The 22,367-nt window shown below is 64.0% G+C and carries 20 protein-coding genes; 13 read left to right on the top strand and 7 right to left on the bottom strand.

Annotation, left to right across the window (positions count from 1 at the left end; all coding sequences use genetic code 11):
* Window positions 1-55: 55 nt before the first annotated feature.
* On the top strand, window positions 56-898 hold the full coding sequence (locus ACP7AD_RS11730) for a PA4780 family RIO1-like protein kinase (protein ID WP_426147595.1): 843 nt from the start codon (window positions 56-58) through the stop codon (window positions 896-898).
* A 6-nt stretch (window positions 899-904) separates the two neighbouring features.
* Here ACP7AD_RS11730 and ACP7AD_RS11725 read toward each other — a convergent pair whose 3' ends face one another.
* Window positions 905-2,680 carry an ABC transporter ATP-binding protein gene (locus ACP7AD_RS11725; RefSeq protein WP_426147597.1) on the bottom strand — a complete coding sequence of 592 codons (1,776 nt, stop codon included), beginning with the start codon at window positions 2,678-2,680 and terminating at the stop codon, window positions 905-907.
* Window positions 2,681-3,083: 403 nt separating this feature from the next.
* On the opposite strand from ACP7AD_RS11725, the gene ACP7AD_RS11720 reads away from it, so the two are divergent.
* Complete coding sequence (locus tag ACP7AD_RS11720; protein WP_426147599.1) at window positions 3,084-3,296, top strand: hypothetical protein; 213 nt, start codon at window positions 3,084-3,086, stop codon at window positions 3,294-3,296.
* Window positions 3,297-3,574: 278 nt separating this feature from the next.
* A complete protein-coding gene (locus ACP7AD_RS11715) occupies window positions 3,575-3,826 on the top strand; it encodes a hypothetical protein (RefSeq protein ID WP_426147601.1) in 252 nt (83 codons plus the stop codon).
* Here ACP7AD_RS11715 and ACP7AD_RS11710 read toward each other — a convergent pair.
* Entirely contained in the window at window positions 3,808-4,857 is a 1,050-nt protein-coding gene (locus ACP7AD_RS11710; RefSeq protein ID WP_426147602.1) for an exodeoxyribonuclease III, read from the bottom strand. The two genes, ACP7AD_RS11715 and ACP7AD_RS11710, sit on opposite strands and share 19 nt — an antisense overlap.
* A 21-nt stretch (window positions 4,858-4,878) precedes the next feature.
* On the opposite strand from ACP7AD_RS11710, the gene pyrE reads away from it, so the two are divergent.
* Window positions 4,879-5,634 carry an orotate phosphoribosyltransferase gene (gene pyrE, locus ACP7AD_RS11705; RefSeq protein ID WP_426147604.1) on the top strand — a complete coding sequence of 252 codons (756 nt, stop codon included), beginning with the start codon at window positions 4,879-4,881 and terminating at the stop codon, window positions 5,632-5,634.
* A gap of 13 nt (window positions 5,635-5,647) precedes the next feature.
* Window positions 5,648-6,283, top strand: a complete 636-nt coding sequence (locus ACP7AD_RS11700) for a DUF4124 domain-containing protein (RefSeq protein ID WP_426147605.1) — start codon at window positions 5,648-5,650, stop codon at window positions 6,281-6,283.
* Between the two features lie 126 nt (window positions 6,284-6,409).
* On the opposite strand, the gene gatB is transcribed toward ACP7AD_RS11700, so the two are convergent.
* Genes gatB through gatC form a run of 3 tightly spaced genes read right to left on the bottom strand, consistent with a single transcriptional unit; the run spans window position 6,410 to window position 9,701 of the window.
* Window positions 6,410-7,876 carry an Asp-tRNA(Asn)/Glu-tRNA(Gln) amidotransferase subunit GatB gene (gene gatB, locus ACP7AD_RS11695; RefSeq protein WP_426147607.1) on the bottom strand — a complete coding sequence of 489 codons (1,467 nt, stop codon included), beginning with the start codon at window positions 7,874-7,876 and terminating at the stop codon, window positions 6,410-6,412.
* Entirely contained in the window at window positions 7,873-9,405 is a 1,533-nt protein-coding gene (gene gatA, locus ACP7AD_RS11690; protein WP_426147609.1) for an Asp-tRNA(Asn)/Glu-tRNA(Gln) amidotransferase subunit GatA, read from the bottom strand. The genes gatB and gatA overlap by 4 nt, the downstream gene beginning before the upstream one ends.
* Window positions 9,402-9,701: an Asp-tRNA(Asn)/Glu-tRNA(Gln) amidotransferase subunit GatC gene (gene gatC / locus ACP7AD_RS11685; RefSeq protein WP_426147611.1), complete on the bottom strand. Its 300-nt coding sequence runs from the start codon at window positions 9,699-9,701 to the stop codon at window positions 9,402-9,404. The genes gatA and gatC overlap by 4 nt, the downstream gene beginning before the upstream one ends.
* 301 nt (window positions 9,702-10,002) lie before the next feature.
* Between gatC and ACP7AD_RS11680 the strand changes: the two genes are divergently transcribed.
* The 4 genes from ACP7AD_RS11680 to mrdA all read left to right on the top strand — a co-directional run bounded on the left by ACP7AD_RS11680 (window position 10,003) and on the right by mrdA (window position 14,849).
* Window positions 10,003-11,046 (top strand): rod shape-determining protein, encoded by a 1,044-nt coding sequence (locus tag ACP7AD_RS11680; RefSeq protein WP_426147612.1) that lies wholly within the window; start codon window positions 10,003-10,005, stop codon window positions 11,044-11,046.
* 72 nt (window positions 11,047-11,118) lie between these two features.
* Window positions 11,119-12,039, top strand: a complete 921-nt coding sequence (mreC, locus tag ACP7AD_RS11675) for a rod shape-determining protein MreC (RefSeq protein WP_426147614.1) — start codon at window positions 11,119-11,121, stop codon at window positions 12,037-12,039.
* A complete protein-coding gene (gene mreD / locus ACP7AD_RS11670; protein WP_426147616.1) occupies window positions 12,036-12,554 on the top strand; it encodes a rod shape-determining protein MreD in 519 nt (172 codons plus the stop codon). Before mreC ends, mreD begins: the two co-directional genes overlap by 4 nt.
* 168 nt (window positions 12,555-12,722) lie before the next feature.
* Window positions 12,723-14,849, top strand: a complete 2,127-nt coding sequence (gene mrdA, locus ACP7AD_RS11665) for a penicillin-binding protein 2 (protein ID WP_426147617.1) — start codon at window positions 12,723-12,725, stop codon at window positions 14,847-14,849.
* Window positions 14,850-14,895: 46 nt separating this feature from the next.
* On the opposite strand, the gene ACP7AD_RS11660 is transcribed toward mrdA, so the two are convergent.
* Window positions 14,896-15,654 (bottom strand): sulfite exporter TauE/SafE family protein, encoded by a 759-nt coding sequence (locus ACP7AD_RS11660; RefSeq protein WP_426147619.1) that lies wholly within the window; start codon window positions 15,652-15,654, stop codon window positions 14,896-14,898.
* Between the two features lie 489 nt (window positions 15,655-16,143).
* Here ACP7AD_RS11660 and ACP7AD_RS11655 point away from each other — a divergent pair, with 489 nt between their 5' ends.
* Entirely contained in the window at window positions 16,144-17,520 is a 1,377-nt protein-coding gene (locus ACP7AD_RS11655; protein WP_426147620.1) for an ammonium transporter, read from the top strand.
* Between the two features lie 34 nt (window positions 17,521-17,554).
* Window positions 17,555-17,869, top strand: a complete 315-nt coding sequence (locus ACP7AD_RS11650; protein WP_426147622.1) for a hypothetical protein — start codon at window positions 17,555-17,557, stop codon at window positions 17,867-17,869.
* A gap of 247 nt (window positions 17,870-18,116) precedes the next feature.
* On the opposite strand, the gene ACP7AD_RS11645 is transcribed toward ACP7AD_RS11650, so the two are convergent.
* On the bottom strand, window positions 18,117-19,859 hold the full coding sequence (locus tag ACP7AD_RS11645; RefSeq protein WP_426147624.1) for a GMC family oxidoreductase: 1,743 nt from the start codon (window positions 19,857-19,859) through the stop codon (window positions 18,117-18,119).
* Window positions 19,860-20,103: 244 nt separating this feature from the next.
* Here ACP7AD_RS11645 and ACP7AD_RS11640 point away from each other — a divergent pair, with 244 nt between their 5' ends.
* A complete protein-coding gene (locus ACP7AD_RS11640; protein WP_426147626.1) occupies window positions 20,104-21,240 on the top strand; it encodes an MlaE family ABC transporter permease in 1,137 nt (378 codons plus the stop codon).
* A 329-nt stretch (window positions 21,241-21,569) separates the two neighbouring features.
* Window positions 21,570-22,361, top strand: coding sequence for an ABC transporter ATP-binding protein (locus tag ACP7AD_RS11635; RefSeq protein ID WP_426147628.1), 792 nt, complete (start codon window positions 21,570-21,572; stop codon window positions 22,359-22,361).
* Window positions 22,362-22,367 lie beyond the last annotated feature (6 nt).

Raw genomic sequence — 22,367 nt, 5'->3', positions numbered from 1 at the left:
ACCAGTCGTCTAGTGCGGGGTGGAACCAGCGGCCGGGCAGGGGACAATGGCGCTCATGAAAGCACCTCCAAGACTCCAGTCCCTCGTTGAAGAGGGCCTGATTGACAGCGTTGTCCGCCAGCTCATGAGCGGCAAGGAAGCGATGGTTTATGTCGTTCGCTGCGGCGATGAAACCCGCTGCGCCAAGATCTACAAGGAAGCCGACCAGCGCAGCTTTCGCCAGGCGGTTGACTACACCGAGAACCGCAAGGTCAAGAACAGCCGCCAGGCGCGGGCCATGGCCAAGGGCACGAAGTTCGGCCGGCAGGCCAGCGAGGCCGCCTGGCAAAGCGCCGAGGTCGATGCCCTGTACAAACTGGCCGATGCCGGCGTGCGCGTGCCCCAGCCCTACAACTTTTGCGACGGCGTGCTGCTGATGGAACTGGTGACCGACGCGAACGGCGACGCCGCGCCGCGCCTGAACGACGTGGACTTCACGCCCGAGCAGGCGCGCCGGCACCATGCGAGCCTGATCACCGAAGTCATCCGCATGCTGTGCGCCGGCATCGTCCACGGCGACCTGTCCGAGTTCAACATCCTGCTGGCCGAGGACGGCCCGGTCATCATCGACCTGCCACAGGCGGTGGACGCCGCCGGCAACAACCACGCCAGCCGCATGCTGCTGCGCGACGTCGCCAACCTGCGCAACTTCTTTGGCCGTTTCGCGCCAGACCTCTTGACCATCGACTACGGCAACGAGATGTGGGACTTGTACCAGCGCGGCGTGCTGTATCCCGACACGCTGCTGACTGGCCATTTCAAGCGCAAGACCGGGCCAGTCGATGTGCGCGGCGTGCTGCGCGAGATCGACGACGCCAGCGCCGAGGAAGCCGCGCGCCGCGTGCGCATGGCGCAGTAGTAGCGGCTAGGCGTCGATTGACGCCACCGCAGCGTGCCGGCTCGGCCGTTCGCCGATCTGCTGGCGCCACATCGCGTAGTACAGGCCCTTGGCGTCGAGCAGTTCCGCATGGCTGCCGCTTTCCACGATGCCGCCTTTTTCCAGCACGAAGATGGTGTTGGCATGCATGATGGTCGAGAGGCGGTGCGCAATCAGGAGCGTGATGCGGCTGCTGCTGGCCGACAGCTGGCGCACCGTGCGGGTGATCTGCTCTTCGGTGATCGAATCGAGCGCCGACGTGGCCTCGTCAAAAATCAACAGGCGCGGATGGCGGATCAAGGCCCGGGCAATCGACAGCCGCTGCTTTTCGCCGCCCGACAGCTTCATGCCCATCTCGCCAATGATCAGGTCCAGCCCCTCGGGCGACTTGTCCAGCAGGTAGGCGCACGAGGCCTGCTCCATCGCGGCGATGATTTCCGCGTCGGTCGCGTCGGGTTTGACGAACTGGAGGTTCTCGCGCAGCGTGCCGGCAAACAGGTGCGTTTCCTGCGTGACAAAGCCGATTTGCCGGCGCACCTCGTTGTAGCGCAGGTCGCGGGTCGAAATGCCGTTGTAGAACACCTGGCCGCTGGCCGGCGAATACAGGCCGACCAGCAGCTTGACCAGGGTGGACTTGCCCGAACCCGACGGGCCGACAAACGCGATGGTGTCGCCCAGCCCGGCCGAAAACGACAGAGACTCCAGCGCGTTGTCGGCGGCGCCCTTGTGGCGAAAGCTGACATCGGTAAAGCGCACCGACGTGATCGGTCCGGTCTTGACCGGCGACTCGGGCCGGCGCTCGACCGGCTTTTTCATCAGCGCGTCAAAGTTCAGCAGCGACGTCTCGACCTCTCGATAGGCGACGATCACATTGCCCAGTTCCTGCAGCGGCGCAAAAATCGCCACCGAGATGAACTGCATCGCGATCAGCTCGCCGGTGCTCAGCACGTCGCGAAAGATCAGCCACAGCAGGGCAAACAAGATCGCCAGCTTGAGCAGGCTCAGCGTGCTTCCCTGCAAGAAGGACAACAGCCGGATACGCCTGACTTTCTTCATCTCCAGCGCAAAGATTTTCATCGTCTGCGCCTGCAGCCGCCGAATCTCGGGAAAGGTCAGGCCCAGGCTCTTGATCAGCTCGATATTGCGCAGCGATTCGGTGATGAAGCCCGAGTTGCGGTTGGTTTCGCGCACGATGGAGCGCTGCTGGGTCTTGATCTCGCGGCTCAGCAGCCCGGTCAGCCCGCCCATCAGCAGCACGCCGACCAGGAACACCGGCACCAGCAGCCAGTGCCGGGTGACCGAATACCAGCTCAGGAAACCGATGCCCACGATGGCTGCAAAAAAAGTGTTGATGAAGGCGTTGATGAAGCGCTCGCTGTCGGCACGCACCTTTTGCAGCAGCGACAGCGTTTCGCCGCTGCGCAGGTCCTCAAATTCCTGGTACTTCAGCCGCAGCACCTGGCGCAGCCCGTCGTTGAAGATCTGCGTGCCGAACTTCTGCACCAGCAGCCGCGTCGCATACTCCTGCAGCGTTTTGGCCAGCCGCGACAGCACGGCCACGCCCACCGCCAGCCCGAGCAGCGACAGCACGCCTGACACCAGTTCTTCCTCGGTCTTGCCGGCGCGGCCGATGGCGTAGTCGTCGATGATCCTGCCGAAGATGATCGGATCGACCAGCGCCAGCACCTGGCTGATGGCGGCCAGCAGCAAGGCGAGCGCCGCAAGCGCGCGGTGCGGCCGCAGATAGGTCCAGAGGATGTGCATGGCTTTATTCCTTTCAGGGGCTCAGCGCTGCAGTATCTCCAAAAGCCCGGTGGACGAAGCCGGACAGAAAATCTGACGCCTTGCCAACCCCGGCAGGGCGCGCACCCCTTGCGCGGGGGGCGGCTATTCACTTTCCCAGAGGCGCTTTCAGCAACCTTTTTTTGAGGAAATCCGGCGGTGTTACTGCGTTAAATATTACTTTTTGTTGCCAAGTAAAACCTTTTTATACCTTGTTGTGGGGATGTTCTGGCGGTGCTATTTACCTAAAATTTGCGTCATCTGGCGGCTATGCTTTTTGTAAAGTCAGCGTGCCGTGTCAATGTGCTGGTTTCGGACCGGCGGCGGCGGCTTAAGTCCTGATGGCCACGGGTCAGGCACATAACTATTAAGACAAGGGTTCCTCATGTCCTCTCCAAAATTCAAAATTGAAAGCAGCGGTACGCTTACCAGCAATTTGTTGCTTTCGATTGACTTTGACCATCTTTACGACAATTCTTCGCTTGCCGTGGCAGTTGCGGCCAAGAGCGTGACCCGGCCGCTGCAAACGGAAGTGCGCGTGGTGCGCGTGCCTGACGGGGAAGTGATTTTCCGCACCAAGAGCGCAGCTGCGGCATAAGCGGCCAACCCGTCAAACTGTCGCATCAAACTTCCGCGATCAGGGCTGTGCGCCCAGGCAATCTGGAATAGTCAAGCCCGCAGTTGCGGTGTTTGAAAGGCACCGCAACACTTGTTTCATTGACATGCACTGCGGTGGGCGCATGACCGCCAGACCCTGGAATCCGTCGCCGCGAATGACACCACCGCCGTGTTTTACGGCTATTCGCGTGAAGCGTTGCTGTTGATGAAGCTGACCGATCTGTCCCGGCCGAGGACCTTTCACGCCTGCAGGCGCTCATGCACGGCCCGCAGGACGACCACCGCGACAGGGGCGTGGTGCGTCACCGCAAGAAGTCCGGCGAACGGGTGTTTGTCCACCTCACGGCGCATGCGGTGGAGTTCTTGCAGCGCAAGGCGGAGATGGTGATGGTGTTTGTCACCTTGTCACCTTGTCACCTTGTCGCCTTGTCGCCTTCTGCCCTGAAGATGCCGAAAGCCTGCAAGCTGTCTGACGCCAGGCCTGCGCGCGTTCAAAGCGTCCAGTCGTAATCAATCGTCAGCGGCGCATGGTCGCTGAAACGCTGCTCCTTGTGAATCGCCGCCGAGCGGGCGGTGGCGCCAAAGCCCGGTGTCGCCAGCTGGTAGTCCAGCCGCCAGCCGACGTTCTTGGCATAAGCCTGGCCCCGGTTGCTCCACCAGGTGTAGGCGTCGCCGGTGGTGGCCGGGTGCAGTTGGCGGTAGACATCGACCAGGCCCCCACCCTTTGCAGGACTGTCCAGGGCAGTTGCAGGTGCAACGGCGACGGTTATAGAAGTCTCTTGCAAGCCGTGGCTGCGGAACCGGCTTTGCCGGGCCGCAGGCGCAGCGGCCCCCTCGGGGCTGAAGGCTGCGGCTCCGAGCCCGCCTGCGCGGGCTTGGACAGCCTGCAGATGCGCCGCCTCCGGCGGCGTGGCGCCCTGCAAGGGCAGCGAACCACACGCAGTGGGGAGCGTGGGGGTCAATAGACCGGTCATCCAGGCGCGTTCCTCTGGCAGAAAGCCACTGTTCTTGCGGTTGCCCTTGAAGTTCTTCAGGTCGATTTCCTGGTGCGCGATGTTGATGTCGCCGCACAGCACGAATTCGCGCGGGGTGCCGCCGCACTGTTTCAAGGCCGCCAAGTGCGGGAACAACTCGGCCAGGAAGCGGAACTTGGCCGCCTGGCGCTCCTCGCCCGACGAGCCGCTGGGAAAGTAGCAGCTGATGATCGACAGTTTGGGGCTGTGCGCGCGGCCGGGCCGGTCAAAGCGCAGTTCGACATAGCGGCCTTCAGCCTCGAACTCGGTCGAGCCATAGCCGACGATCACGTCGCTCGGTTCGTGGCGGGTGTAGATGCCGACGCCTGAATAGCCTTTTTTCTCGGCAAACTGAAAATAACCCTTGTGCCCGGCGATTTCTTCAAAGCGCCCGCTCAGGTCGGCCGCCTGCGCCTTGAGCTCTTGCACGCAAATACAATCCGGCAGGGACTGGACCATCCATTCCTGAAGGCCCTTGGTGGCGGCGGAACGGATGCCGTTGAGGTTGAGGCTGGTTAATCTAAACATAGCGTGAACATGGGATTTTCAATGAATACGACAACAGGGCGGGCAGACCATCAGGACGGGGAAACGCCGGCAGGCAGCACCCTGGCGCAGGAATTCGTGCAGTTCGCCGTCGAATCGGGGGTGCTGCGCTTCGGCCAGTTCAAGACCAAGGCCGGCCGCATGAGTCCCTACTTTTTCAACGCCGGCCTGTTTGACGACGGCGCCAAGCTCGGCCGGCTGGCGCAATTTTATGCGCGCGCGCTGCTGGCCGAAGAAGCGCGGAGCAGCCTGGCCTTCGACATGATCTTCGGCCCGGCTTACAAGGGCATTCCGCTGGCCGCCGCCGTGGCCATCGAGCTGGCGCGGCTGGGGCGCAACCTGCCGTTTGCCTACAACCGCAAGGAAGCCAAGGACCACGGCGAAGGCGGCACGCTGGTCGGCGCACCGCTCAAGGGCCGGGTGCTGATCGTCGATGACGTAATGTCCGCCGGCACCGCCGTGCGCGAGTCGATTGCGCTGATCCAGGCGGCCGGCGCCACGCCGCATGCGGTGGCGATTGCGCTGGACCGCCAGGAAAAGGCCACAGAAAATGGCGTGGACGTCGAGCACAGCGCGGTGCAATATGTCACGCGCCAACTCGGTTTGCAGGTTTGCGCCATTGCGCGGCTGAGCGACTTGCTGCAGTATCTGGACTTGCAGCGCAGTGGTGCCGCTGGCGGCGAAAGCGCCGAGGCACGGCAGTTGCAAGACCATTACCAGTCGGTTCTGGCCTACCGTGAACGCTACGGCGTCAACTGAAGAAGAAACCACATTGCGCCCGTCCTCACTGCTCACGCCCGCTCTCGCAGCCCTGGTTTTCTTGCTGGGCGGCGCTGCGGCGGCGCAGGACATCTATTCCTGCGTGGATGCGAAAGGCCGCACCCTCACCGCAGACCGGCCGATCGCCGAATGCACTGACCGCACCCAGCGCGCGCTGTCGCCGTCCGGCATGGTCAAGCACCAGGTTGGCCCTTCACTGACCGCGCATGAACAGGCTGCGCAGGATGAAAAAGACAGGCGGGCGGCCGGGTTGCGCGCCCGGGACGCCGAGGAGCGGCGCCGCGACAAGGCGCTGCTGCTGCGCTATCCGACGCCGGCGGTGCATGACCGCGAACGCGCGGCCGCGCTGCTGCAGATCGATGAAGTCATCAAGGCATCAAACAAGCGGCGCGGCGAACTGGCCGACCAGCGCAAGTCCCTGGGCGGCGAACTGGAGTTTTACGTCAAGGACCCGTCCAAGGCGCCCGCATCGCTCAAGCGCAGGCTGGAAGAAAACGAGGACAGCGTCGCCGTCCAGCAAAAGTTCATTGCCGAGCAGGAACGGGAAAAAAAGCGCGTCAACCAGCGCTTTGATGAAGAGCTGGCCAAGCTCAAGCAACTGTGGGCGCTGGTGAGTCCGCCAGCCTAAAGCGGCGTTGGCGTTTCCCGGACCGTCACGAACTGATTTTTTAAGCCAAATTGCCTGTTTACGCTTTGCTGGCGAGCGTAAGTGGCTACATTTTCGATAGCATCTTGGCGAACGGAAAGCGGCCGGTCAAGCCAGCTTTTTCTTCAGCAATTCATTCACCTGCGCCGGATTGGCCTTGCCCTTGGTCGCCTTCATGGCCTGGCCGACCAGCGCGTTGAACGCTTTGGCATTGCCAGCGCGCACTTCCTCGACGTTCTTGGCGTTTGCCGCTAGCACGTCGTCGATGATGGCTTCGAGTTCGCCGGTATCGCTCATCTGCTTGAGGCCCTTTGCGTCAATCAAGGCGTCTACGTCCTGGCCTTCGCCGGTCCAGAGGGCGTCAAACACCTGGCGGGCCGCATTGTTGGACACTGTGCCATCGGCGATTCGGCCAATCAGCGAAGCCAGCTGGCCTGCATTGACGCTGGACGCCTCAATCGATTTTTCCTCAGCATTGAGGCGGCGCGACAATTCGCCCATCACCCAGTTGCTGGCCAGCTTGGCTTGCCCGCTGGCGCTCGCCACCGCTTCAAAATAAGCCGCCGTGGCCTTGCTCTGCGTCAACTGGCCGGCGTCGTACTCGCTCAGTCCGTAGTCGGCGATGAAGCGCGCCGCCATCACGCGCGGCAGTTCCGACATTTCCGAGCGGGTCTTTTCCACCCAGTCCCGGCCAATCACCAGCGGCGGCAAGTCCGGGTCAGGGAAGTAGCGGTAATCGGCGGCGTCTTCCTTGCTGCGCATGCTGCGCGTCTCGCCCGTATCCGGGTCAAACAGCACGGTGGCCTGCTGGATGGCGTGGCCGTCCTCGATCTGCTCGATCTGCCAGCGCACCTCGTAGTCCATGGCCTGCTGCATGAACTTGAAGCTGTTGAGGTTCTTGATCTCGCGGCGCGTTCCCAGCGGCTCGCCGGGTTTCCTGACCGACACGTTGGCGTCGCAGCGAAAGCTGCCTTCCTGCATGTTGCCGTCGCAAATGCCGATCCAGGTGACGATCTTGTGCAGCTCTTTCGCATAGGCCACCGCCTCGGCGGTCGAGCGCATGTCGGGCTCGGTGACGATTTCCAGCAGCGGCGTGCCGGCGCGGTTTAGGTCAATGCCGCTTTGGCCGATGAAGTCTTCATGCAGCGACTTGCCAGCGTCTTCTTCAAGGTGGGCGCGCACCAGGCGCACGGATTTTTTCTCGCCGTCGAGGAAAAACTCGACCACGCCGCCCTGCACGACCGGAATCTCGAACTGGCTGATTTGGTAGCCCTTGGGCAGGTCGGGATAGAAGTAATTCTTGCGGGCGAACACGCTTTGCTCGGCAATGTGCGCGTTCACCGCCAGGCCGAACTCGATGGCGCGCTGCACCGCCCCCTTGTTCATCACCGGCAGCGCGCCGGGCAGGGCGAAGTCCACGGCCGAGGCCTGGGTGTTGGGCTCGGCGCCAAAGGCGGTCGAGGCGCGGCTGAAGATTTTCGATTTCGTCGTCAGCTGGGTGTGGGTTTCAAAGCCGATGACGACTTCGTAGCCATTTACCAATTTGTCCAGCAGGGATTTTGTGGTTTTGCTCATGCGGATGCCTTCGGTGCTTTCTGGTGCCAGTCGGTCGCCAGCTGGAACTGGTGCGCCGCGCCCAGCAGCTGCGCTTCCTTGAAATAGTTGCCGATCAGCTGCAGGCCGACCGGCATGCCGCCCGCGCCAAAACCGGCCGGAACACTCATGCCGGGCAGGCCGGCTAGGCTCGACGACAGGGTGTAGATGTCGGCCAGGTAGTTCGCCACCGGGTCGTTCGATTTTTCGCCGATCTTCCAGGCGACGGTCGGCGAGACCGGCCCGGCAATCACGTCGCATTGCGCGAAAGCGGTCTGGAAATCCTGCGCGATCAGGCGGCGGATTTTTTGCGCCTTGAGGTAGTAGGCGTCGTAGTAGCCGTGCGACAGGACGTAGGTGCCAATCATGATGCGGCGCGTGGCTTCGTCGCCGAAGCCTTCGCTGCGCGACTTCTTATACATGTCGTTCAGGTCGGTGTAGTGGCTGGCGCGATGGCCGTAGCGCACGCCGTCGAAGCGGCTCAGGTTGCTGCTGGCCTCGGCCGGGGCAATCACGTAATAGACCGGAATCGACAATTCCGTCAGCGGCAGGCTGACATCGACCAGCGTGGCGCCCAGCTTTTCAAACTCGGCCAGCGCCGCGCGCACGGCGGCCAGCACGTCGGGCGCGCAGCCTGCGCCGAAAAACTGCGTCGGCAGGCCGATTCTCAAGCCTTTTAGGGGCTTTGCGCTTGTTCCGTCTGTGGGAGTAGCTATTAAATCAGTAGCGTAATTGACGGCGGGCAGGTCCAGCGAGGTCGAATCGCGGTCAGGGTCGGGTCCGGCCATGGCGGAGAGCAGCAGCGCGCAGTCGAGCGCGCTGCGTGCCATCGGGCCGGCCTGGTCCAGGCTGGAGGCAAACGCCACCATGCCGTAGCGCGAGCAGCGGCCGTAGGTCGGCTTGATGCCGGTGATGCCGGTCAGCGACGCGGGCTGGCGAATCGAGCCGCCGGTGTCGGTGCCGGTGGCGGCTGGCACGAGGCGCGCTGCCACGGCTGCGGCCGAGCCGCCCGAGGAACCGCCGGGCACGCGGCTCAAGTCCCAGGGGTTCTGCACTTTTTGGTAGGCGCTGTTTTCGTTGCCGGAACCCATGGCGAACTCGTCGCAGTTGAGCTTGCCCAGCGTGACCATGCCGGCCCCGCCTGCGCCAACGCCCAGCCGGCTGACGACGGTGGCGTCAAAAGGGCTGCGGTAGTTGGCCAGCATCTTCGAGCCGGCGGTGGTCGGAAAGTCGCGCGTGACAAACACATCCTTGTGCGCCAGCGGCACGCCCAGCAAAGGCGTGCGCTCCCCTAGAGCCAGCCGCGCGTCGGCGGCTCTAGCCTGCGCCAGCGACACGTCGGCATTGGTGGACAGGAAGGCGCCCAGGCTGGCGTGTTGCCCGATGCGGTTCAGGAAATGCTGCGTGACTTCAACGCTGGAGATGCTGCCTGCGGCCAGTTGGGCGGCGAGCTGCGTCACGCCGAGGTCGTGCAGGTCAAGGTTCAGGGGGCTGGAAGAAAGGCTGCTCATTCGATCACTTTCGGCACAAGGAACAGGCCGCGCTCGACGGCCGGGGCGCTGACCTGGCTGGCCTCGCGCTGGTTGGGTTCGCTGGCGATGTCGTCGCGCAGGCGCAGGGCGACCTCGCCAAGCAGCGCTGCCGGGTGCGCCAGCGGCTCCACGCCGTCGGTATTGACCGCCTCCATCTGCTCGACCAGGGCAAAAAAGCCGTTGAGCTGGCTCAGCGTGCGCTCGGTTTCATCAAGCCGGAGTTCAAGCCGCGCCAGATTGGCCACGCGTTCTATGTCTTTAAATGTCAATACCATAAGCGCTTGTGAAGTAGTGCAAAAGAAGGGAAAAGTCGCCTTGAACAGGACGCGGAAACAGCAATTGAAACCAGCTGTAACGCCAAAAAAACGGGGCATTGTGCCACGCCGAATCGGGTGGATGCGTTATTATCCCGCCTTTGGCGTGAATTCAAGGCCTGATCCACCCTTTAGGTGCTTTTTAGACGCTTCAAACAGGTTGCGCAACCTGATCTCCTACGTCCTCCCTTTTCACTGCTGATTAATAATAAAAGGCGATGCGGCAACGAAGTTTGCCCATGCCCCAACCGGATTCCTGAACATGTTTGAAGCATACCGTCGGTACTTTTCCACCGACCTGGCGATTGATCTCGGTACCGCCAATACCCTGATTTTTGCGCGCAACAAGGGTATTGTGCTGGATGAGCCGTCGGTGGTCGCGATCCGCCACGAAGGCGGTCCGCATGGCAAAAAGGTGATTCAGGCGGTTGGCCGCGAAGCCAAAGCCATGCTGGGCAAGGTGCCCGGCAACATCGAGGCGATCCGCCCGATGAAGGATGGCGTGATCGCCGACTTCGTCATCACCGAGCAGATGATCAAGCAGTTCATCAAGATGGTGCATCCGCGCCGTCTGCTCACGCCGAGCCCGCGCATCATCATCTGCGTGCCCTGCGGTTCCACCCAGGTCGAGCGCCGCGCCATCAAGGACGCGGCCGAAGCGGCTGGCGCTGCTGCTGTCTATCTGATCGAGGAACCCATGGCCGCCGCGCTGGGCGCCGGCCTGCCGGTATCCGAGGCCAGCGGCTCGATGGTGGTCGATATCGGCGGCGGCACCACCGAAGTCGGCGTGATCTCGCTGGGCGGCATGGTCTACAAAGGCAGCGTGCGCGTCGGCGGCGACCGTTTCGACGAGGCCATCATCAACTACATCCGCCGCAACTACGGCATGCTGATCGGCGAGCCGACGGCTGAAGTGATCAAGAAGACCATCGGCTCGGCCTTTCCGGGCTCCGAAGTCAAGGAAATGGAAGTCAAGGGTCGCAACCTGTCCGAAGGCGTGCCGCGAAGCTTCACCATCTCCAGCAACGAAATTCTCGAAGCCCTGACCGACCCGCTCAACCAGATCGTCTCGGCCGTGAAGAACGCGCTGGAGCAGACGCCGCCCGAACTTGGCGCCGACATTTCCGACCGGGGCATGATGCTGACCGGCGGCGGCGCGCTCTTGAGAGACCTGGACCGCCTGCTGGCCGAGGAAACCGGCCTGCCGGTGCTGGTCGCCGAAGACCCGCTGACCTGCGTGGTGCGCGGCTGCGGCATTGCGCTGGAGCGCATGGACCGCATGGGCTCGATCTTCACCACGGAATAAGCCTTTTTCACCACGCCATCCCTCGGGCCAGTCCGGTGTCGCATTGAAGCCGGACCTGCCTGACCACGCACCATGGCTCTAGGAACCCTCGACAGATCCCTGCCGCCCTTTTTCAACCAGGGGCCGTCGGTATTTTCCAAGCTGATTTTTTTTGGCGCGCTGTCGCTGTTCCTGATGGTGGCCGATGCGCGCTTCAACGTCACCCAGCCAATCCGCGCCGCCATTGCCACCGCCCTGTTCCCGGTGCAGTGGCTGGCCCTGCAGCCGGTCCATGCGGTGCGCAGCGCCAGCAGCTATTTCACCGACCTGGGCCAGGCGCAGTCCGAAAGTGCCCAGGCCCGGGAAAAGCTGGCGCTGCAGTCGCTGCGCGCCGGCCAGGTCGAACTGTTGATGCAGGAAAACAACCGCCTGCGCAAGCTGCTCGATCTCAAGGAGCAGCTTGCCACGCCGGCCACCGCGGCCGAGGTGGTGTACGACGCCGCCGATCCCTATACCCGCAAGGTCATCATCGACAAGGGGCAGACGCAGCAGGTCGCGCTGGGCTCGCCGGTGCTTGACGAGTCCGGCGTGCTGGGGCAGGTGACGCGGGTGCATCCGCTGGTCAGCGAGGTCACGCTGGTGGTCGATGCCGAATTGGCGATTCCGGTGCTCAATGTGCGCACTGGCGCGCGCAGCGTGGCCTATGGCGATCCGACGGTGGGCGGCAGCGGCATGGAGCTGCGCTTCATGGGCAGCAATGCCGATGTCCAGGAAGGCGACCTGCTGACCACCAGCGGCGTGGACGGCGTCTACCCGCCCGGCCTGCCGGTGGCCCGGGTCAGCCGCGTCGAGCATCGGGCCGAATCGGCGTTTTCCAAGATCTACTGCGTGCCGCAGGCGCTCACCAACGGCGCGCGGCATGTCATCGTCGTCCAGCCGGTCACGGCGGACCTGGCGCTGCCATCTTCCAGCACCGCGCCGGCCGTGCCTGCCCGAAGGGGGTATGCCAAATGATCATGCGCTCCGGCCAGCAACTGCTGCTGCCCGCCAATCCGGTGTTCATCTGGAGCAGCCTGGTGGCGGCCCTGCTGCTCAACATGCTGCCGCTGGGCCGGGTGCCGTGGATGCCTGATTTCCTGGCGCTGGTGCTGGTGTTCTGGGGCGTGCACCAGCCGCTCAGGGTGGGCATCGGCATCGCCTTCATGTTCGGCCTGGCGATGGATGTGCACCAGACTTCCTTGCTGGGGCAGCATGCCTTTTCCTATGTTGCGCTGAGCTTTTTCGCCTCCATGATCCAGCGCCGGCTGCTGTGGTTCAAGGTGCCGCTGCAGGCCTTGCAGGTGCTGCCGCTGTTTGCGGCGGCGCATGCCGTCGAATTGATCCTGCGGCTGCTCGGCGGCGGCATTTTTCCGGGCTGGATCATGGGGGTCGCGCCGCTGGCCGAAGCGCTGCTGTGGCCGGTGGCGAGCGTGCTGCTGCTGGTGCCGCAATTGCGAACGCCAGACCGCGATGAAAACCGACCCTTGTGAGGCTTTGCGGGACAGACCGCAGCCCGCCAGCCGAAGGCCAGCGGCAAGCTCTGTCCCCAACTGATCAGATGCCCCTGTTTTAATGACCCCGTTCTGCCTTGTGAACGACTTTCCCGCTTTTCCATTGCGCCACCCGGCACTTTTTAACCCACGCCGAATCCCAAACCCATGACTGAACTCAGAAACGTTGAAGCCGAGCTGTCGCGGTTTCGCGTCCGGGTGCTGGTGGCCGGCCTGGTGGTTTTTCTGTGCTTTTCGCTGGTGGCGGCCAGATTGTTCTACCTGCAGGTGCATCGCCACGAAGACCTGCGCGCGCAGGCTGAAAGCAACCGCACGGCGATTGTTCCCATCGTGCCGAATCGCGGCCTGATCCTGGACCGCAACGGCATCGTGCTGGCATCCAACTATTCGGCCTACACGCTGGAAATCACGCCGTCCAAGGTCGCGGACTTGGACGAGACCATCGCCGCGCTGGAGCAGCTGATCGATATCCAGCCGCGCGACAAGCGCCGCTTCAAGCGCCTGCGCGAAGAATCGAAAAGCTTCGAGTCGATTCCGCTGCGCACCCGCCTGAGCGATGAGGAAGTGGCGCGCTTTGCCGCGCGGCGCTTCAGCTTTCCGGGCGTGGACATCAAAGCCCGGCTGTTTCGCAGCTATCCCTATGGCGAGCTGGGCAGCCATGTCGTGGGCTACATCGGCCGCATCAACCAGGCTGAAAAGGACGCCATCGAGGACCGCGAGGAAGACGGCAACTACCGCGGCACCGACTACATCGGCAAGCTCGGCGTCGAGCAAAGCTTCGAGCAGCAGCTGCACGGCCAGACCGGCGTCGAGCAGATGGAAACGTCTGCCGGCGGCCGCGCGCTGCGCAAGCTGGCGAGCAGTCCGGCGACGCCGGGCAACACCGTGATGCTGTCGCTGGACATCGGCCTGCAAAAGCTGGTCGAGGACATGTTCGGCGCGCGGCGCGGCGCGCTGGTGGCGCTGGACCCCAGAAACGGCGAGGTGCTGGCGTTTGTCAGCAAACCCACGTTCGACCCCAACCTGTTTGTCGATGGCATCGACCAGGAAAGCTGGCAGGCGCTCAACGAGTCGATCGACAAGCCGCTGCTCAACCGGGCATTGCGCGGCACCTATCCGCCGGGCTCGACCTACAAGCCCTTCATGGCCATGGCCGCGCTGCAGACCGGCAAGCGCTCGCCCAGCGCCATCATCAACGACCCGGGCTTCTTCATGTTCGGCGGCCACCGCTTCGGCAGCCCGGAAAACGAGCGCGGCGGCGCCATGGACATGAACCGCGCGATTGTCGAGTCGAGCAATGTGTATTTCTACACGCTGGCCAACGAGATGGGCGTAGAAAGCATCCACGACTTCATGGCGCCGCTGGGCTTTGGCCAGCCCACCGGCATCGACATCAACGGCGAGGTGCGCGGCGTGCTGCCCAACCAGGCCTGGAAGCGCAGCTATTTCAAGCGGCCCGAGCAGCAGAAATGGTTTGCCGGCGAAACCATCTCGCTGGGCATCGGCCAGGGCTACAACAGCTTCACCATGCTGCAGCTCGCGCAGGCCACGGCGACGCTGGCCAACAACGGCATCAAGCACAAGCCCAGGTTGGTGATGGGCACGCAGGACACGGTGACGCGCGCGCTGCATCCGTTGCCGGCCGACCCGCCGGTCAACCTGGGCTACAAGCCCGAGCACGTGGCCATCATCCGCAAGGCGCTGGTCGGCGTGACGCAGGGCGGGACGTCGACCAAGGTGTTTGCCGGCGCGCAATACCTGTCTGGCGGCAAGACCGGAACGGCGCAGGCAGTGAGCATTGGCAAGAACGACAAGTACAACAAGTCCCGGCTGGAAGAGCACCAGCGCGACCATGCGGTGTACATGGCATTTGCGCCGGCCGACAACCCGAGGATTGCCTTGGCGGTGATTGTTGAAAATGCCGGCTGGGGCGGCGGCGTGGCCGCGCCGATTGCCCGAAGGGTGTTTGACTATGTGCTGCTGGGCCAGTACCCGAGCGAGGAAGACATGCTGGCGGTGCAGACGGGCCGGGCTGCGGCACCGATTGGCAAGCCACGCCTGGCCCTTGACATGAATGCGCTGCTGGTCGGCGACACGCCGGGCGCCACGGTGTCGGCCGCAGCGCAAAAAGCCGCCGCCGTTCAGAAGGCCGAACCGGCCGGCGCCAAGGGCAAAGCTGTCCAGCCCGCCAAACCGGTCAAGGCTGCCAAGGCCATCCAGAAGCCGGCCGGACCGGCTTCTGCAGTCATTCCTGCACCAGACAGCGCGCCTTAACCTGCGCGCAACCCTGCGCGCAACCCGGCCGCCGGTGCGCTCAAGGCTATTTCAGGAAAGCATCAAAACCGGTTTTCAGGATCAGCGCGCCGACCACGCCAATGAACACCAGCCGCACGAAACCCGCCCCGTGCCTGAGCGCCAGGCGCGTGCCCAGCAGGCTGCCCGCGACATTGGCCACGGCCATGGTCAGCGCGAAATGCCACCAGACATGGCCCTTCCAGGCAAACAGGCCCAGGGCCGCCAGGTTGGTTGCGGTATTGAGCAGCTTGGCCGACGCCGACGCATTCAAAAAGTCGTAGCCCAGCCAGCGCACGAACAGAAAAACGAAAAAGCTGCCCGTGCCGGGACCGAAAAACCCGTCGTAAAACCCCAGCACCAAGCCGATGCAGCAGGCTGCCAGGGTTTCGGCATGGCCGGAAAAACGCGGTGTGTGGTGGCGGCCCAGGTCCTTTTTGATTAGCGTGTAGGCCAGCACGGCCAGCAGCACAAAAGGGAGAACCTTGCGCAGAAAGCCCGGGTCGATCACCGTGACCAGCCAGGCGCCCGCCAGCGAGCCGCAAAACCCGGCCCCCGCCGCCGGCAGCAGCGCCGACCAGCGCATCTGGACGCGGCGCGCGTACTGGGTCGTGGCCACCGCCGTTCCCCAGACCGACGCGCCCTTGTTGATGCCGAACAAGGTCGCCGGGTGCGTGGTGGGAAAGACGGCGAACAACGCCGGCACCAGAATCAGGCCGCCGCCGCCGACGATGGCGTCCACAAAACCGGCCAGCAGCGACGCCATCGAAACAAGCAGCAATTCCATGGCGGCGATTGTCGCACCCGCCGGGCTGGTTTTTTGCTCTGTTATTTATAGCAATCGGCGCATGCGCAGCATGCGCAAAAGCCATTTTTGATGCCTGAATGGCAAGGTCGGGACGAAAAAAAGCGCCGGGGTTGCCAGCGCTTTTGGTCAAACAAACATTTTTTGCAATGCCGTATTTTCTATTTTTAAATGTCTCCTCAACTCCCTGCATTGCGAGCAGCAAGGCTCGACAGCAAGTTTTTTAATGTAACGGGTGCCCTGAGACAGTGCATCAGGGATTTCCCGCAGATGAAACGCTCAAAGCGCATCGTCGTGAGCACTCTCATGGAGCGCTGGCGGTAGGGCCGATCACCGCATTTTCATGCACGCACTCGCTGATTCTTCACTGTTTTTACCGGTTTGTACAAACCGGCACAGATCGTGTTTTTTGTTACTACGTTGAAATTTTTGTAAACATCTAGGTAAGAAAGACAGGCCTGCATACATGCAATGCGATGGATTGTGCTGAGTTTGTGTTTCTGGCTGGGCATGGGCCTGGCCACGCAACCGGCTAGGGCCCAGTCGCCTTCGGACGTTTCCCTGGGCGCGCAGGACAGCGCCATGCCGGCCGCTGCCGCGCCCCTGACGCAGCCGGGCCGGGTCGGCCTTGAAACCATCAACAGCGCCGACACCGGCTGGATGATGACCGCGACCGCGCTGGTGCTGCTCATGACGCTGCCGGGCATTGCGCTGTTTTACGGCGGCATGGTGCGGCGCAAGAGCGTGCTCAATGTCATGGCCTGCGTGGTAGCCACCTGCGCGATCGTCAGCCTGCTGTGGTTTGCTGTCGGGTATTCGATTGCCTTCACCCCCGGCAGCGGTACGCTCGGCCCTGTGCTCGGCGGCACTGGGCGGATGTGGTTTTCCGGGCTGGACTACCTCAAGGACGCGCAAATGGTGGCGGTCAGCCATATCGCGCCGAACATTCCCGAGTCGGTCTACGCCATGTTCCAGCTCAGCTTTGCCATCATCACGGCGTCGCTGGTGGTCGGCGCCTTTGTCGAGCGCATGCGCTTTTCGGCCACGCTGATCTTCATGTCGCTGTGGACGGTCGTGGTTTATGCGCCGATTGCCCACTGGGTCTGGGAGCCGAACGGCTGGCTGGCGCGCCTGGGCGCGCTGGATTTTGCCGGCGGATCGGTGGTGCACGTCAACGCCGGCATGGCCGGGCTGGTCTGCGCCTATGCGCTGGGGCCGCGCAGGGGCTATGGCGTCGAACCGTTTTCGCCCTTCAACCTGGGCCTGACCATGGCCGGCGCGGGCTTGCTGTGGGTCGGCTGGTTCGGCTTCAATGCCGCTTCCGCCGTGGCGGCTGACGGGCGGGCCGGGCTGGCCATGGCGGTCACGCACATTACCGCTTCGGCCGGCGCGCTGTCGTGGATGGCGGCCGAATGGCTGGCGCGCGGCCGCCCTTCGCTGCTGGGCCTGTGCTCGGGGCTGGTGGCCATCACGCCGGCGGCCGGTTATGTGTCGCCGGGTTCTGCCGTGGTCTTTGGCGTTGTTGCCGGCGTCGCCTGTTACTGGGGCGCCACCGGCCTGAAGCGCCTGCTCAAGGCCGACGATTCGCTCGATGTCTTTGGCGTGCACGGTGTCGGCGGCATCGTCGGTTCGCTGCTCACCGGCGTGTTTGCCAGCAAGTCCATTTCAGGCGTCGAAGGCAGCGTGCTGGTGCAGTTCGTCGGCGTTGCCAGCGTCATGGCCTACAGCCTGGTGATGACCGGCCTGCTCTTGTGGCTGACCTCGCTGTGCGTGCGCCTGCGCGTGGACGAGACGGCGGAAAGCGATGGCCTGGACATCGACCAGCATGCCGAGCGCCTGGGAACCTGACCGACTGGCTGACCTTCAATAAGGAGCATTGACGATGTCCTCGAACGAAAAACTGGCGATTGCCGCCCACCTGCATGTGCTGATGCGCCGCAAGACCGGCCGCGTGACCGACACCGAATGGCTGGCCAGCAACCCGGCCTATGCGGCTGAAATCATCCGCCTGGCGCATCACAAAGCTGCCGAAGGCGGCCATGACGACCTGGGCCTGCTGGCCGACAGGCTGGAGGCCGCAATGGCTTTTGCCGGCGCGCCGGTCCACCGGCCGCTGGCCGCTGGCCCAGCGGGTGTCGGATGCCGCCAGGGAGTACAACGACCGCGCGCTGGGCGCCCGGCCGGCGCTGCCGCTTGAGCCGGGCGGCGACAGCGCGTTTGGCGACAGCCAGATCGGCGCGGGCGGTACGCTGCGGCCCAGTGAACCGCGCTACATCAAGGGGCTGCGCTAAGGCGCGCTCATTTCAGGTGAAAACGGATTTTCAGCATCAAAAATGCCTATTGCGCACGGCTGGCATGCGCAAGCAGCTATTAATTACGGAGCAATAGCGGTGGGCAACCTTGAGCGGGCAGGCAACGCTGCGCCGCCAACCGTCCTGCATCGCCTAGACGCCGGCCTGTATCCACTGCGCCGCCTTTTCCGCAATCATCAAGGTGGGCGAGTTGGTGTTGCCGCTGGTGATCAGCGGCATCACGCCGGCATCGACCACGCGCAGGCCGCGAATGCCGCGCACCCACAGGTGCGAATCGACCACCGCCATCGGGTCGTCGGCCCGGCCCATTTTCGTCGTGCCGACCGGGTGAAAAATCGTCGTGGCAATGTCGCCGGCCAGCCGCGCCAGGTCCTCGTCGGTCTGGAACTGCACGCCCGGCTTGAATTCCTCGGGCTGGTATCTGGCCAGCGCGCCCTGGCTGACGATCTTGCGCGTGATGCGCAGCGAATCGGCCGCCACCTGCCGGTCCTCGGCCGTGCTCAGGTAATTGGGCGAAATGGCCGGCGCGTCGGCAAAGGCGCCGGTCTTCAGGCGAACGCTGCCCCGGCTGGTCGGGTTCAGGTTGCACACGCTGGCGGTGAAGGCATTGAAGCTGTGCAGCGGCTCGCCAAACGCGTCGAGCGACAGCGGCTGGACGTGGTACTGGATGTTCGGGTACGGCTGGTCGGGCGATGAGCGCGTGAAGGCGCCGAGCTGCGACGGCGCCATGCTCATCGGCCCGGTGCGGCGCAGCGCGTATTCCATGCCGATGCGCGCCTTGCCCCAGAGCGAATTGGCCATGGTGTTGAGCGACAGGCCCCAGCGCCGGCTCTCCTGGTCGCCCCGGATCTTGTACACCGAGCGGATCTGCAAATGGTCCTGCAGGTTGGCGCCCACGCCGGGCAAATCCTGCACCACAGCAATGCCGTGCTGCTGCAGCAGGGCCGCCGGGCCTATGCCAGAGAGTTGCAGGATATGCGGCGAGCCGATGCTGCCCGCGCACAGCAGCACCTCGCCCATGGGGCCCGAGTCGCGCGTCGCCAGCGCCGTGACGCGCTCCTGGCCGGTCCAGACTTCCACGCCGGTGCAGCGCTGGCTGCCATCGCCTTGCTGCTCGATCACCAGCTTGCTGACTTGCGCGTGGGTCCAGAGTTCAAAGTTCGGCCGGCCCAGGCAGGTCGGGCGCAAAAAGGCCTTGGCGGTGTTCCAGCGCCAGCCGTTCTTCTGGTTGACCTCGAAATAGCCCACGCCTTCGTTGCTGCCCCGGTTGAAGTCCGGCGTCTGGGGAATGCCGGCCTGGGTCGCCGCCTCGGCAAATGCATCCAGCACGTCCCAGCGCAGGCGCTGCTTTTCCACGCGCCATTCGCCGCCGGCGTTGCGGTGGCGCAGGATTTGCTGGTAGGGCTGGGCCTTGTCCTGCATCAGGGCCGGCGCCGTGCCGCGCGCGCCGTGCAGCGCGTCGGCGCCCTTGTAGTGGTCTTCGTGCAGCTTGAAGTGCGGCAGGGCGTTGTCCCAGGTCCAGTCGCTGTCCCCTAGCAGCTCGGCCCAGCGGTCGTAGTCGCGCGCCTGGCCGCGCATATAGATCATGCCGTTGATGCTGGAGCAGCCGCCCAGTGTCTTGCCGCGCGGATAGCGCAGCGAGCGCCCGTTCAGACCCGCGTCGGGCTCGGTGTTGAACAGCCAGTCGGTGCGCGGGTTGCCGATGCAGTACAGGTAGCCGACCGGAATGTGAATCCAGTGGTAATCGTCCTTGCGGCCGGCCTCGATCAGCAGCACGCGCTTGGACGCGTCGGCGCTCAGCCGGTTAGCCAGCAGGCAGCCGGCCGTGCCCGCGCCGATGATGATGTAGTCGAAAGTCAGGTTCTGGTCGTGCATGAAATAAGGTTCTGGTGGGCTCGACTTGCATTGTGGCAAAACCCGGCCGTGTTGCGTCACGGGGATTACCCGTTTGCCTGCCCGATGACCAAGGTCAACCAGCCGCACCGGCAGGCGCCAACCCCTGTAGGACCATGGCGAATCTCGACCGTACGCCGGGATTCTGCATTTTCAGCAGTTACCATGATTGCCTTTGTGTTGAATCTCCCTTGCCTTCCGGTGGCCATTTCACCCTGTTGCCTGCATGCCCCTTGATGACTCACCGCCGCGCCTTGAAGTTCAGGACTTGCCTGAAGGCCGGGTCGTGCGCCTGCTGGGAAGCTGGACCGCCGCCCGGCTGACGCTGGCGCCCGCCTGGGACGCGCTGAGCGCGCAGCTCGACAGCTTGGTGCCCAACGCGGCCACGCCTGCCCGGTGGCGCCTGGACGACATTGAAAAACTCGACTACCTGGGCGCGCAGGTGGTGTGGACGGCGTGGCGCCATCGCTGGCCGTCCGACCTGCAACTGGCGCCTGAACAGCGGGAAATGCTGGAGACGGTGGAAAAATTCACCGTCGGCCTGGCGCCGCCACGCCGCTCGCCCTGGTCCGAACCGCTGCTGATGCTCGGCGGGCGGCTGCTTGAACTGCTTGGCCATGTCAAGGGCATGCTGCGCCTGCTGGGCCAGCTGCTGCTCGATCTGCTGCGGCTGATCCGCCATCCGCAGCAGGGGCCGTGGCGCGACCTGTCGGGCCATCTTTACCATTTTGGCGCGACCGCGCTGCCGATCACGGCGCTGGTGGGTTTTTTGATCGGCGTGGTGCTGGCCTACCTGATCTCGCAGCAGCTGCGCCAGTTCGGCGCCGATGCCTTCATTGTCAACATCCTGGGCATTTCGCTGATCCGCGAACTGGGGCCGGTGCTCGCGGCCATTTTGATTGCCGGGCGCAGCGGCTCGGCCATCACCGCGCAGATCGGCGTGATGCGCGTGACCGAAGAACTCGACGCGATGCGCGTCATGGGCATTGCGCAGGGCTTTCGGCTGGTGATGCCGCGCGCCGTTGCGCTGGCGGTGGTGATGCCGCTGATCAGCGTCTGGACCACGATTGCCGCCTTGCTCGGCGGCATGCTGGCGGCTGATGTGTCGATGGGCGTGACGCCGTCTTACTTCATCAACGCGCTGCCGGCGGCCGTCAGCGTGTCCAACCTGACGCTGGCGACGGCCAAGTCGGTCGTCTTCGGCCTGCTGATCGCGCTGGTCGGCTGCCATTACGGCCTGCGCGTCAAGCCCAACACCGAAAGCCTGGGGCAGGGCACGACGGCGTCGGTGGTCACGTCGATCACCGTCGTCATCCTGGTCGATGCGCTGTTCGCCGTCTTGTTCAAAAGCGTGGGCATCTAGATGGCCCCCACGCTCCCCGCTTCGCGTGGTTCGCTGCCCTTGCAGGGCGCCACGCCGCCAGAGGCGGCGCATCTTCAGGCTGTCCAAGCCCGCGCAGGCGGACTCGGAGCCGCTGCCTTCAGCCCCGAGGGGGCCGCTGCGCCTGCAGTCCGGCAAAGCCGGCCCTGCGGCCCTGGCTTGCAGGGAATGCGGTGTGTGCGCCTTGCCTCCCTCGGCTGTCTTTCGAGGCACGCCGTATCCGCTCTTGCTCCTTCCCCCGCTGGGGGAAGGCTGGGATGGGGGCCTCCCCGGTGCCCGCTTGCGGCCTGCCCCGCTGAAAGGCACCTGCCATGACCGAACCTGTCGTTGAAATCCGCAAGCTGTGGACGGTGTTTGCCCACGGCGACAAGAAAACCGTGGTGCACAAGGACCTCGACCTGACGGTCGAGCGCGGCGAGGTGCTGTCGCTGGTTGGCGGCTCGGGCACCGGCAAGACGGTGCTGCTGCGCCAGATGCTGGGGCTGGAAACGCCGACGCAGGGCGAGATCACCGTGCTCGGCAAGCCGGCCGCCGAACTGGGCAAGCGCGGCGCGGCCAGCCGGGTCGGCATGCTGTTCCAGCAGGGCGCGCTGTTCTCGGCCTTCACCGTGCTGGAGAACATCGCTTTTCCGCTGCGCGAGCTCAACTGCCTGCCCGCCGAGCTGATCCGCGAGGCGGCCATGGTCAAACTGCAGATGGTCGGCTTGCCCGCTGACGCGGCCGGAAAGATGCCGAGCGACCTGTCGGGCGGCATGATCAAGCGGGTGGCGCTGGCGCGTGCGCTGATCATGGACCCGCCGCTGTTGCTGCTCGACGAGCCGACCGCCGGACTTGACCCCGAAAGCGCCGACAGCTTTTGCGCCCTGCTGCGCTCGCTGCACCAAGGCATGGGGCTGACGGTGGTGATGGTCACGCACGACCTGGACACGATTTTTGAGCTGAGCACGCGCATTGCCGTGCTGGCGTCGCAAAAAGTCATCATCAACGACGTGCCGCGCAAGGTGGTGGCGTTCGAGCATCCCTTCATTCACGACTTTTTCCTGGGCGAACGTGGCCAGCGGGCGATGGCGCTGCTGAACCAACCAACCGCCCCTTCGATCTAGAAAGGT

The organism is Polaromonas sp. DSP2-3-2b2 (assembly GCF_049895905.1).
Lineage (GTDB): Bacteria > Pseudomonadota > Gammaproteobacteria > Burkholderiales > Burkholderiaceae_C > Polaromonas.
This window is presented reverse-complemented; position numbering and strand designations above follow the sequence as displayed.